This is a genomic window from Streptomyces sp. NBC_00503, assembly GCF_036346895.1.
Taxonomy (GTDB): domain Bacteria; phylum Actinomycetota; class Actinomycetes; order Streptomycetales; family Streptomycetaceae; genus Streptomyces.
In genome coordinates this window covers 7,955,752-7,968,475 of sequence record NZ_CP107855.1, presented here as the reverse complement: position 1 = coordinate 7,968,475, position 12,724 = coordinate 7,955,752, and the positions used below count along the sequence as shown (strand labels likewise).

7 protein-coding genes and 1 pseudogene are annotated in these 12,724 nt (G+C 70.9%); 6 read left to right on the top strand and 2 right to left on the bottom strand.

The features are described 5' to 3' along the window. Nucleotides 1-17: 17 nt before the first annotated feature. The gene (locus OG490_RS36445; RefSeq protein WP_330300552.1) at nucleotides 18-1,073 is read right to left on the bottom strand and encodes a LacI family DNA-binding transcriptional regulator; all 1,056 of its coding nucleotides are present in this window, start codon (nucleotides 1,071-1,073) and stop codon (nucleotides 18-20) included. Between the two features lie 429 nt (nucleotides 1,074-1,502). On the opposite strand from OG490_RS36445, the gene OG490_RS36440 reads away from it, so the two are divergent. The 5 genes and pseudogenes from OG490_RS36440 to OG490_RS36420 form a co-directional block, all read left to right on the top strand. Further along, nucleotides 1,503-2,873, top strand: a complete 1,371-nt coding sequence (locus OG490_RS36440) for an ABC transporter substrate-binding protein (RefSeq protein ID WP_330300551.1) — start codon at nucleotides 1,503-1,505, stop codon at nucleotides 2,871-2,873. A 128-nt stretch (nucleotides 2,874-3,001) separates the two neighbouring features. Then, nucleotides 3,002-4,066, top strand: a complete 1,065-nt coding sequence (locus OG490_RS36435) for a carbohydrate ABC transporter permease (RefSeq protein ID WP_330300550.1) — start codon at nucleotides 3,002-3,004, stop codon at nucleotides 4,064-4,066. Between the two features lie 4 nt (nucleotides 4,067-4,070). Continuing rightward, the gene (locus tag OG490_RS36430; RefSeq protein WP_330300549.1) at nucleotides 4,071-4,964 is read left to right on the top strand and encodes a carbohydrate ABC transporter permease; all 894 of its coding nucleotides are present in this window, start codon (nucleotides 4,071-4,073) and stop codon (nucleotides 4,962-4,964) included. Nucleotides 4,965-5,091: 127 nt separating this feature from the next. Further along, complete coding sequence (locus OG490_RS36425) at nucleotides 5,092-6,534, top strand: GH1 family beta-glucosidase (protein ID WP_330300548.1); 1,443 nt, start codon at nucleotides 5,092-5,094, stop codon at nucleotides 6,532-6,534. A 134-nt stretch (nucleotides 6,535-6,668) separates the two neighbouring features. Beyond that, nucleotides 6,669-8,443, top strand: a pseudogene (locus tag OG490_RS36420) (SpoIIE family protein phosphatase); the annotation flags it as partial. A gap of 64 nt (nucleotides 8,444-8,507) precedes the next feature. Here the strand turns inward: OG490_RS36420 and OG490_RS36415 are convergent. Continuing rightward, complete coding sequence (locus tag OG490_RS36415; protein WP_330301188.1) at nucleotides 8,508-9,992, bottom strand: RICIN domain-containing protein; 1,485 nt, start codon at nucleotides 9,990-9,992, stop codon at nucleotides 8,508-8,510. Between the two features lie 746 nt (nucleotides 9,993-10,738). On the opposite strand from OG490_RS36415, the gene OG490_RS36410 reads away from it, so the two are divergent. Further along, nucleotides 10,739-12,724 carry a beta-galactosidase gene (locus tag OG490_RS36410; RefSeq protein ID WP_330300547.1) on the top strand — a complete coding sequence of 662 codons (1,986 nt, stop codon included), beginning with the start codon at nucleotides 10,739-10,741 and terminating at the stop codon, nucleotides 12,722-12,724.

Genomic DNA, 12,724 nt, shown 5'->3' with positions numbered 1-12,724 from the left:
CTGCCGGAGCGGCTCGCTCAGGAGGAATCCCGCACGACCAGTTCCGTCGGGAGCACCCGGCGCGGCTCCTCGCCCATGCCCTGCCTCGGGGCGGCGCCGTCCCGGGACTCCTCCGCGATCTTCTGGAGCAGGAGCCGGGTCATCGTGCGGCCCATCTCCTCGATGGGCTGGCGCACGCTGGTCAGGGGCGGGTCCATCAGACGGGCCACCGTGGAGTCGTCGACCCCTACGAGGGCGACGTCCTCGGGAACCCGCCGGCCGGCCTCGCGCAGCACGCCGCGCGCGCCGGCCGCCATCACGTCGGAGGCGGCGAAGACGGCGTCCAGGCCGGGGGCGCGCTCCAGGAGCTCGCGCATCGCCAGCCGGCCGCCCTCCTCGGTGAAGTCCGCGGTCGCCACGAGCGACTCGTCGGGCTGGATCCCGGCCTCGGCCAGGCCCGCGCGGTAGCCGCCCAGACGGGCTCGGGCCACGTACATGTCCAGCGGTCCGCTGATGGTCGCGATCCTGGACCGGCCGCGCCCCGCGAGGTGGGCGACGGCCGCCCGTCCCGCACCGATGTTGTCGGAGTCCACGTAGGCCACCGGCTCGGCCTCCGAACGCCGCCCGTTCATGACGACCGGCAGGCCCAGCCGCGCGATCCGGTCGGGCAGCGGGTCGTTCCCGTGGACCGACGCCAGCAGCACTCCGTCGACTCGCTGGGCCGCCAGGTAGTGCTCGAACCGCTGCCGCTCGGCCTCGGTCCGGACGAGGGTGAGCAGCAGCTGCTTGTCCGCCTCGGCCAGCTCGGCGCTGACCCCGCGGATCAGATCGAGGAAGTACGGCTCCGAGAACAGCCGGGCCTCGGTCTCCGGAATGACCAGGGCCACCGCGTCGGTCCGACTGCCGGCCAGCGCCCTGGCCGCCTGATTGGGGACGTACCCCAGCTCTGCGACAGCCCGGGCCACGGCGTCCTTGGCCCGCTCGCTCACCCGCGGCGAACCGTTGATGACCCGGGAGACCGTGCCCCGGCCGACACCGGCCAGGGCCGCGACCTCTTCCAGGGTGGGCCTGCCGCCGCTCTGCCGTCCGCTCACGCTCTTGAACTCCCCTCGTGTGCCATCGCACTCCGCACCGGGCGCGGGCCCGGCCTGCTGATCAGGTAAGCAGGCCGGTGGACCCGCCCCGTAGCCGTGGGACACGTTACGCCGACTAGGAGTGGGAGCGCTCCCACAGTACTCCCAATCCCCTCCCGCCACCACGGTCGCGTTCACAACCTGACGCGGGCAGCGCGCTCGAGAGGGAAGCGGCCCGCCTCTGAGGCTCCTGTGTAATGAATTCGCGTTCATCTCTTGACACCCGCACCCGCCAGGCAGCAACCTTCCGGCAGCGACGTGGGAGCGCTCCCATCCAGGGGTGCGACAACGGCTTTCACATCAGGTCCGGGCGGGCCCCTGGCCGAGCCGCGAACAACCCGCCGGACCCCATGGCGCACGACGAGCAGCACCTTGGACGAGGAGAGTGGAATGCGTACTTCCAGCAGCAGACACGGACGCGGACGCGGACGCCGCACCGTGATCAACGCGGTCGCCGCGGTCGCCGTCGTAGCGACCGGTACGGCCCTGCTCACCGGCTGCGGCGGTGACAGCGACAAGGGCAAGGGCGACGGTGGCGCGGCCGGCGGCGAGCAGATCACGCTGCGGATCGGTACCTTCGGTTCCTTCGGCTACGACGACGCGACCGGGGCCAAGCTCTACGCCGAGTACACGAAGGCCCACCCGAACATCAAGATAGAAGAGTCGAACGTCGCGGACGGCCAGAAGTACTGGGACACGCTCAAGCTGCGCCTCTCCCGCGACAGCGGTCTCGCGGACATCCAGGCCCTGGAGGTCGGCTACATCGCGGAGGCGACCGGTCCCGCCATGGCCGACAAGTGGACCGACCTCGGCAAGACCGGCGGTGCGGACCTCGGCGCGTTCCTCGACTGGAAGGTCAAGCAGGCGACCACGGGTGACGGCAAGGTCATAGGTCTCGGTACGGACATCGGCCCGATGGCCATCTGCTACAACAAGGACCTCTTCGCCAAGGCCGGTCTGCCGACCGATCGCGCCGAAGTCGCCAAGCTGTGGGCGGGCGACTGGGCGAAGTTCATCGCCACCGGCGAGGCGTACAAGAAGAGCGCCCCGGAGGGGACCTCCTTCCACGACTCCGCGAGCGGCCTGTTCAACGCCGTGATCTCCAGCGAGCCGGTGCAGTACGCCAACGCCAAGGGCGAGCTGGACTACGAGAACAGCCCGGGCGTGAAGAAGGCCTGGGACACCGCCGTGGCGGCCGCCAAGGGCGAAATGACCGCGAAGCTCCGCCAGTTCGACGAGAAGGGCACGTGGAACGCGGCCTTCAAGAACTCGAAGTTCGCGACGGTCGCCTGCCCCAGCTGGATGACGGGCATCATCAAGGACCAGGCGGGCCCGGAGAACCAGGGGAAGTGGGACATCGCCGCACCGCCCGTGGCCGGCAACTGGGGCGGCTCCTTCCTCGCCGTCCCGAAGTCGGGCAAGCACACCAAGGAGGCGGCCGAACTCGCCGCATGGCTCACCGCACCGGCCCAGCACGCCAAGGTCTTCGGTGTGAACGGCAACATCCCCTCCTCCAAGGACACCCTCAGCTCCCCGGCGGTGCAGGGCGCCAAGCTGCCGTACTTCGGTGACACCCCGGTCGGCAAGATCTACTCGGAAGCCGCGGCCGGCATCACCCCCGCGCCGATCAGCCGCTGGGACGGACAGGTGAAGACCTTCCTCACCGACAACGGCATCCTCGACATCGAGCAGCGCGGCACCGACCCGGCGAAGGCCTGGGAGAACGTCAAGAAGCTGGTCGCCGACAAGATCGACAAGTAGCGGGGCCACGCGGCGGCCCGCCCCCGCCCGCCTCCCGCCGTCTCCCGCCGCCTCCCCGCGGGTGGCGGCGGGCCGTCGCCGTCCGCACCACCGCACCACCGCACGCATCGACCTGGAAGGACGCCCCCGTGGCCACCTCCGTACGGGCGACCAGTGGCGGCTCCCCGCCGCCCGCCGCACAGCCCCCGGCCCCCAGCACCGGCTCCAGCAAGCAGCGGCCCTCCGGCCGGAGCGGACTACGCAGCACGCTCTACCGCCTGGACCTGAAGGCGGTCCCCTACGTCTTCCTCGCCCCCTTCTTCCTCACCTTCGCCGCCTTCGGACTCTTCCCCCTGATCTACACGGGCTGGCTCTCGCTCCACCGGGTGGAACTCGGCGGCAGCGCACAGTGGAAGGGGCTGGAGAACTACACCTCCCTGGCGGGCAGCGAGTTCTTCTGGAACGCCCTCGCCAACACCTTCACCATCGGCGTGATCTCCACCGTCCCCCAGCTGCTGATGGCCCTCGGCCTGGCCCACCTGCTCAACTACCAGCTGCGCGGCCGCGGTTTCTTCCGCGTCGCGGTCCTCGCCCCGTACGCCACCTCGATCGCCGCGGCGACGCTCGTCTTCGCCCAGCTCTTCAACACCGACTACGGGCTGATCAACACGGCGCTGGGCTGGGCCGGCTTCGAGCCCGTCGCCTGGGAATCCTCCAAGTGGCCCGCTCAGATCGCGATTTCGGTGATCGTGACCTGGCGCTGGACCGGCTACAACGCCCTCATCTACCTGGCGGCGATGCAGGCCGTGCCCCAGGACCTCTACGAGGCGGCCGCGTTGGACGGGGCTTCGCGCTGGCGCCAGTTCCTCAGCGTGACCATCCCCTCGATCCGGCCGACGATCCTCTTCACCGTCATCGTCTCGACGATCGGCGCCACCCAGCTCTTCGGCGAGCCGATGCTCTTCGGCGGCAGCGTCGGTATCAGCGGCGGCAGCGGGAACCAGTTCCAGACGTTGAGCCTGCTCATGTACGAGAAGGGCTGGGTGACCGGCGCGCTGGGCCAGGCCTCCGCCATCGCCTGGGTCATGCTCCTGCTCCTCCTGCTCATCGGCAGCCTCCAGGCCTTGGTCTCCCGCTCGAACCGCAGCCGGAACCGCAACCGCGACCGAACCCGCAACCTCGCCGGCCGCATTCGCACGAAGGCGGGGAGCTGAACCCATGAGCCGCACACTCGACACGACCGCCGCCGCTGCACCGCGCGCCAGGCGCCTTCGCCCGTCGGCCGGCCGCCAGCACCACGCCGGACCGCTGACCTACGTCATGCTCGGCATCGCCGCGCTGGTCTCCCTCTTCCCCCTGTACTGGAACCTGGTCGCCGCCTCCCATACGGGCGAGCGCGTGGTCAAGGCTCCGGCGCCGCTGCTGCCCGGCCCCCGGCTGTTCGACAACCTCTCCTTCGCCTGGAACCAGGTCGACATGGGCGAGGCGCTGGTCAACACGACGATCGTGGCCGGGCTCGTGGCCCTGTCCACCGTCCTGTTCTCCACCCTGGCGGGCTTCGCCTTCGCCAAACTGGCCTTCAGGGGCAAGGGCGCGCTGCTGGCGCTCGTGGTGGCCACCATGACGATCCCACCGCAGCTCAGTGTGATCCCGCTCTACCAGATCATCACCGACCTCGGCTGGGTCGACCAGCTCCAGTCGGTGGTCCTGCCCTCGCTGGTCGCCGCCTTCGGCGTGTTCTTCATGCGCCAGTACCTCATCGAGGCCCTGCCCGTGGAGCTGGTGGAGGCGGCGCGGATGGACGGCGCGCACAGCCTGCGCATCATCTGGCACGTGGTGTTCCCGGTCGCCCGGCCCGCGATGGCGGTCCTTGGCATGCTCGTCTTCGTCCAGGCCTGGAACGACTTCTTCTGGCCGTTCATCGCGCTGACCCCCGACGGGAACCCCACCCTCCAGGTCGCCCTGGCCGGCCTCGGCGCGGGAAACCACACAGTCGACCAGGCCGTCGTCCTGACCGGCGCGCTCATATCCACCCTGCCGCTGCTGCTGGTCTTCGCCGTGCTCGGCAAGCACATCGTGGGCGGCATCACCGCCGGCGCCGTCAAAAACTGACGGCATTCGTCGAGGACCGGCCCCGGCCCGTCGGGCTGTTCGCACACCCTGCCTTCCGCCACCACTTCATCGGGCACGACTTCATCCGGCACCACTTCATCCAAGCTTGCGTTGGGAGCGCTCTCCTATGACCGCGTCCGAGACCCGGCCGCTCACGGCCACCCGCACCTTCCCGCCCGACTTCCTGTGGGGCACGGCCACCGCCGCGTACCAGATCGAGGGCGCCGCCCGGGAGGACGGCCGGACCCCGTCCATCTGGGACACCTTCTCCCACACCCCCGGCAAGGTCTTCGAAGGCCACACCGGTGACGTGGCCGTGGACCACTACCACCGGTTCCCCGAGGACGTCCGCCTCATGTCCGAACTCGGCCTCGGCGCCTACCGGTTCTCCGTCTCCTGGTCCCGCGTACAGCCGACCGGCCGGGGCCCCGCCGTCCAGAAGGGCCTGGACTTCTACCGCCGGCTCGTCGACGAACTGCTCGCCTCCGGCGTCACACCCGCCCTCACCCTCTACCACTGGGACCTCCCCCAGGACCTGGAGGACGCGGGCGGCTGGCCCGAGCGCGCGACCGCGGAGCGGTTCGCCGAGTACACGGGCCTGGTGGCCGACGCCCTCGGCGACCGGGTGAAGCACTGGATCACCCTCAACGAGCCCTGGTGCAGCGCGTTCCTCGGCTACGCCTCCGGCGTCCACGCCCCCGGCCGTACGAACCCGGTCGCCGCCCTGCGCGCCGCCCATCACCTCAACCTCGGTCACGGCCTCGCCGTCCAGGCCCTGCGGGCCGCGCTGCCCGGGGACGGCCAGGTCGCCGTCTCCCTCAACCTCCACGAGGTGCGGCCCCTGACCCCCTCGGCCGACGACCGGGAGGCGGCCCGGCGCATCGACGCCGTCGGCAACCGGATCTGGCTCGGACCGATGCTGGAGGGCGCCTACCCCGAGGACCTCCTCGCGGACACCGCGCACCTGACCGACTGGTCCTTCGTCCGGGACGGCGACACCGCCACGGCGCACCAGCCCCTGGACCTGCTCGCCGTGAACTACTACACCCCGACGGTCGTCTCGCACGCGGCGGAGGGCGGAGCGGTGCCGCAGGACGACGGGCACGGCAACAGCGAGTACTCGCCGTGGCCCGGAGCGCAGGGCGTGGCCTTCCACCGGGCGCCGGGTGAACGTACGGCGATGGACTGGCCGGTAGACGCCGGCGCCCTGTACGACCTGCTGACCCGGACCGCCGCCCGGTACCCCGGACTGCCGCTCGTGGTCAGCGAGAACGGGGCGGCGTACGAGGACGAGATCGGCCCCGACGGCACGGTCCACGACCCGGAGCGCGCCGCCTACGTCCACGCCCACCTCGACGCGGTGCACCGGGCGATCACGGACGGGGCGGACGTGCGCGGCTACTTCCTCTGGTCGCTGCTCGACAACTTCGAGTGGTCCTACGGCTACGCCAAACGGTTCGGCGCCATCCACGTCGACTACGACACCCTGGAGCGCACACCCAAGTCGAGCGCTCACTGGTACTCCCGCGTGGCCCGGACAGGTGAGCTTCGCGCTCCCGGCGAGGCGTAGCCCACGGCCACCGAGCGGCCCGCCCCACCAGCAACTCCGGTGCGGCGGGCCGCTCGGTGGGCTCAGCTCCGCCTGGACGGTGACCTACTGTTCCGCATCCGATACGGAACGCGACCAGACGGCGCGCCCACCGGAGCTCCGCGTGCCGGGTGATGGCGCACTCCGAGGAGCAGGTGCTCGGTGAGAAGTACCGCGAGCTGTTCCCCGAACTGGACGACATGGCCTACACCGACCGGCTCTCCGAGGTGGCGAGGACGGGCGAGCCCGCACGTCTCATCACCGTCTTCCGTCCGCTCGGCAGCAACGACGCCAACGCCTGGGCCACCAGCGTGTGGCCCGTCCGAGATGCCGAGGGCAGGGTCCGCGCAGTCGCCAATTGGGGATTCGACATGAGCGCCGAGTACTGGGCCCGGCAACGCCTGCTCCTCCTCAACAAGGCCAGCGGCGGCATCGGCCGGACACTCGACGTGATCGGCACCGCCCGGGAACTGGCCAGGACCCCGGTGCCGGGATTCGCCGACCTCGTCAGCGTCGATCTGTTCGACGAGGTGCTGCGCGAAGGGGGACACGGCCCGGGAGCCCGGGCCCACGACTCGGGTCAGCCACGCCCCCGGTTCCGTCGCCGCCCGCTGCATGGCCACCGGCAGGTCCACGGTCGAGCTCGCCGTCGAGCCGGGCCAGGGCGGCGAATGGGCCTTCGGCCCCGGGCTCGCCGCCGACCCGGCCCACTGGCCACCGGGCAACCCGGTGATCGACGGGTCCATCGCCGGGGACGGGCTGACCGGCCGGATCACCGTGCCGCTGCGGGCGCGCGGCGCGCTGCTCGGAGTCGTCGCGTTCTCCCGCCGCGACCGGCCCGAGGCCTTCACCGCCGACGACCTGATCCTCGCCGAGGAGCTGACCGCCAAGGCGGCGGTCGCCGTCGACAACGCCCGCCGGTACTCGCGCGAGCGCACCACGGCGCTGACCTTGCAGCGCAGCCTGCTGCCGCAGCGACTGCCGAGCCAGGAGGCGATCGAGGTGGCGTCCCGCTGCCTTCCCGCCGGGACCGGCGCGGACGTGGGCGGTGACTGGTTCGACGTCATTCCGCTGTCCGGCGCCCGGGTCGCCCTGGTCGTAGGCGATGTCGTCGGCCACGGCCTGCACGCCTCGGCCAGCATGGGCCGGCTGCGTACGGCGGTCCGTACCCTCGCCGACGTCGACCTGCCGCCGGACGAGTTGCTGACCCACCTGGACGACCTGGTCCTCCACCTGTCCAGCGACCTTCAGCCGGCCGGCCAATCCGAGGCCACCGGCGAGTTCGGGGCAACCTGCCTGTACTCGGTCTACGACCCGGTCTCCCGCCGCTTCACGCTGGCGAGCGCCGGCCATCCGCTGCCGTTGATCATCTCTCCGGACGGCACCAGGCCCCCGGTACGCGCACAGCCGGGACCGCCGCTCGGATTCGGTGGGCTGCCTTTCGAGGCCACCGAGCTCAAACTGGCCGAGGGCAGCCTGCTCGCCCTCTACACCGATGGGCTGGTGGCGAGCCGCGAGCGGGACGTCGACCAGGGGATCGCCGAGCTGCAGCGGGTCCTCGACCACAGGGCCACCTCAATGGAGGCCCTGTGCGACAGGTGGACGCTGGGGTCTGGAGGAGGCCTCGTTCGTCACCGAACTGGTCGTCAGCGAGCTGGTCACCAAAGCCATCAGATACGGCGAGCCGCCGATCGGGCTGCGGCTGATTCGCGATGCTTCGCTGATCCGCGAGGTCTCCGACGCGAGCAACACCGCTCCGCACCTCCGCCGGGCCCGCACTTTCGACGAGGGTGGCCGGGGCCTGCTGCTCGTCGCCCAGCTCACCCAGGGCTGGGGCACCCGGCAGACCACCAGCGGCAAGACGATCTGGTGCGCGCAGGCCCTCCACTGAGGGGGGTCCTGCGGATCATGCCGGGCTCGCAGGTATCGATGATGCCCTTCGTCGGTCGGTGCCGTCACCAGCCTGTCGGGAGTCCGGCGATGAACGAGGTGAGCCGGTCGGCGATGAGCCGGTCGTCGTGGGCCGAGTAGTGCCAGTCGCAGCCGAGGAAGTCCAGGCCCGAGTCGTCCAGAGCCCAGTAGCGGACCCCGCTGTCGCCGGCGTCGTTGCGCGCCTTGACCGCCTGCTGGACATGGCCGGCGTACGGGCCGGCGCCGACTGCCACGACGGTCGTCCCGGTCCCGTAGCTCGTACGCAGCTTCTGGAGGAAGGCTCCGTAGGCGCTGCGATAGCCGGCCGCGAGGCTCTCGGGCGTCCACGGCTCACCCGGGTTGACGGCGGTCGAGAAGTCGTTGGTGCCGAGGTTGACCACCACGAACTGAGGGCGCCAGGTGCCCGGGTTCTGCCAGACGTCGCCGGACACGCTCAACAGGGCGCGGTCGTAGAAGGTCCGGTACGTGACGTCCGAGCGGCCGCCGTTGGAGTTGCGCACCATGCCGAGGCCCGAATAGCCGTTGATCTGGTAGTCGGCATTCAGTTGCCGGGCGGTGAGGGCGCCGTAGCTCACATCTGAGTTGGTGCTCCGCTTGACCTGGTCCCAGGTGCAGGTGCGGGAGGTCGAGAGGTTGCCGTAGCCCACCGTGAGGGAGTCGCCGATGAACTCGATCTGACGGCTGCGGGCCGCAGGTTTGCTCAGTACGGCGCCGCCGGGCGCGGCCAGGAAGCCCCCGAAGGCACTGGTGTCCCCCGGGCTGTCGTTGCGCTTGACCAGCCGTACGGCGTGCTCACGGTCCTGCAGCCCGTTGATCCAGTGCGTGGTGTTGCCGGGCGCAACGAGCGTGGCGACGGTGGCTCCGTCGACCTGGACGTCGTAGTCGGCCGCCGGGTCGCCCAGCACGATCCCCGCGCCGGTGCCCCTGACGCGGCCCTCGAAGTACACGCCGGGCCAGCTGTACTGCACCGTGTTCCCGGCGTCCTTGACCCGCCCGGCGGTGTGCACCTGGGCCAGCACCCCCGACGCACGGACCAGTTGCCACTGCTGGTTGGCTCCGCCCCAGTCGGTGAACTGCACGACTTTCGCACCGTCCGCGGTGGAGGCGTTCTGGACCTCTACGGCCTTGCCGCTGTTGCGGTTGATCAGCCGGGTGTAACCGTCCGGGGAATCCGCCAGTCGGAACTGCTGGTTGACGCCGCCCGCATCACTCCACTGCACGATGTCCGCATGGTCGTCGGTGGAGAAGCCGTAGACGTCCAGCACCTTGCCCGAGTGCTGCGCCTTCAGCCGGTAGTAGCCTCCACCCGAGTCGACGAACTGGAACAGCTGATTGGCCCCGTCATGACGGGCCCACTGCGACAAGGCCGCCCCGTCGGCGGTACTCCCTCCCGACACGTCGAGCGCCTTGCCGCTGCCACGGTTGACCAGCACGTACCACGCGCTCGTATCCACGCTCGCCGCCTGCGCCGTCCCCACAGCGGCGAGTCCGGTGAAAAGCCCCGCCATTAAGCCGGTCAGCACGGCGAGCGCCCCCGCGCGCCTCCCGCGTCCCCGCCATAGGGCCTTCCACAGGGCCCTCCATGCCGTGAGCATGCCTTCCATCGGTCTCTCCTCTTTCTCCGGGTGCGGCTGTCGTCCGCCGGGGCATTGCCCCGAGACAGGGGCAGCCGCGCTGAAGTGGATTCCGGGCGGATGCCGGACGTCCGTCCGCCGAGCAGGCCCGTCTCACGGGCCGCCGTCGCGCCTGCACTGTTTGCTGAACCGCGTCATGTCCCGCTACGTGGAACCGGAGACGGGCGGGGGGAAGCCACCCTGCCAGGCGGTGTCGCCTGGGCCGGCGCGCCGCCACCCTGGCGGGCAGAAGCGCCGACGCCAGGGAGCTGTCGCAGGACAGTAGGCATGCGGAATACCTCCGTCAATAGTTCCCCCAAGATTGCCGCCAACGGGTCGGCTCGCCGCCCGGCTGGGGTTGTTACCCGGCGCGTGTCGTACGGCTCAGGGCGCAGAACCAAATGCGATCGAAGCGCTTCGACGTCCTCACCAGCCCGGACGGGCCGCCAACGGGCCAGTAGAAGCCACTCTTGAGCCAGAGGCCCTTGTTTCCTACGAAACTTGTCCGTTACTTTTTGTCGCCTGAGGTGAAGCGCTTCGACAGCGCCGCCACAGGAAGGCCGTCGCCGAGCGCTGCCCCCACATCGACTCTGATGCTCCGTCAGAGCGCGACTCGACTTCTCCGTACTCGAGGAACCGTCATGACGACTCGCAGCATCACCGATCGCCTGGGTGGCCTGGCCTTCGGCGGGGACTACAACCCCGAGCAGTGGGACGAGCCGATCTGGAAGGAAGACGACGACCTCATGCGACGGGCCAGGGTCAACCTGGCCACGGTGGGCGTCTTCTCGTGGGCCCTGCTCGAACCGGAGGAAGGGCGCTACGACTTCACCTGGCTCGACGCCCACATCGACCGCCTGCACGCGAACGGCGTGGCCGTCGACCTGGCCACCCCGACCGCCTCCCCGCCCCCGTGGTTCACCCTGGCCCACCCCGACGCACTGGCGGTCCGGGCCGACGGCACCCGCCTCGTCCACGGCAGCCGCGACACCTACTGCCTCGCCTCCCCCGCCTACCGCGGCGCGGCCCGCCGGATCGCCTTCGCGCTCGCGGAGCGGTACGGCGACCACCCCGCCCTCGCGCTGTGGCACGTGCACAACGAATACGGCACGCTCTGCTGGTGCGACCACGCGGCCGCCGCGTTCCGGGTCTGGCTGCGCGCCCGCCACGGCTCACTGGACGCCCTCAACGAGGCCTGGGGAACGGCCTTTTGGAGCCAGCGCTACACGTCCTGGGAGCAGGTGCTGCCGCCGCGTGCGACCCAGTACCACAAGAACCCCGGCCAGACGGTGGACTTCCACCGCTTCTGGGGCGACGAGATCATCTCCGCGTACTGCGAACAGCGCGACGCGATCCGCGTGCACAGCGACCGCCCGGTGACGACGAACCTGATGCTGCCCTACTACCTGAGGCTCAACCTGTGGGCCTTCGCCCGCGAACTCGACGTCGTCACCTCCGACCAGTACCCGTCCGAGCCCGGACTGGACGCCTGCGCCCACGTCGCCTTCTACGCCGACCGCTCCCGCTCCTTGGCCGGCGGCCGCCCGTGGCTGCTGATGGAACAGGGCACCAGCACCCTCTACGACGGCGAACAGGTGCTCGGCAAGGAGCCCGGCGAGATCCTGCGCCACAGCCTCGGCCACATCGCGCGCGGTTCGGAAGGGGCCCTCTTCTTCCAGTGGCGCCAGTCCCGGGCCGGGGCCGAGACCTGGCATTCGGCGATGCTTCCGCACGCGGGGCCCGACAGCCGCATCTTCCGCGAGGTCACCCGGACCGGCGAGGCGGTCGCGCGGCTCGGCGAGTTGGCGGGATCCACGGTCACCGCGCCGGTCGCCGTACTCGACGACCCGGACGCCATGTGGGCACTGGAGGCGGACGGCCTGCCCTCCGCCCGGCTCGACTACCATGCGCCGCTCGCCGGGGCGCACCGGGCGCTGTGGGACGCGGGCGTCACGGCCGACTTCGCCCACCCGGAACACGAGTTGAGCGGCTACCGGCTCGTCATCGCCCCGTCCTTGTTCCTGCAGTCCGACAAGGCGGCAGAGAACCTGCGCCGTTACGTCGAGGGCGGCGGCACGCTCCTCGTCCAGCACGCGAGCGGGTTCGTCGACGACCGCATGCACGCCCGGCTGGGCGGCTATCCGGCGGGCCCGCTGCGCGAGGCGCTGGGCATCCGCGTCGAGGAGCACCGGCCGCTGCGGACGGATGAACGCATCACCCTGTCGGACGGGTCGCACGGCACGCTCTGGAGCGAGTCCCTGCGCACGGAGGGCGCGGAGGCGCTCGCCACCTACACCCACGGCATGCTCACGGGCAGCCCGGCCCTGACCCGGCACCGCTCCGGCAGCGGACAGGGCTGGTACCTCTCCACCCGCCTGAACGACGCGGACTACGCGGCCCTGGTCGGCCGCCTGCTCAAGGAGGCCGGTGTCGAGCCGGAGGCGCCGGGCCTGCCGGCCGGTGTCGAAGCCGTCACCCGGCACGCACCCGACGGCCGCCGCTGGCAGGTCCTGCTCAACCACACCTCCGAAACCGTGTCCCTGCCGGAACCGGCGCACGACCTGCTCACCGATGTCCCCGTGCACGAGCTGCCGCCCGGCGGTTGCGCGGTTCTGCGCGGGCACTGA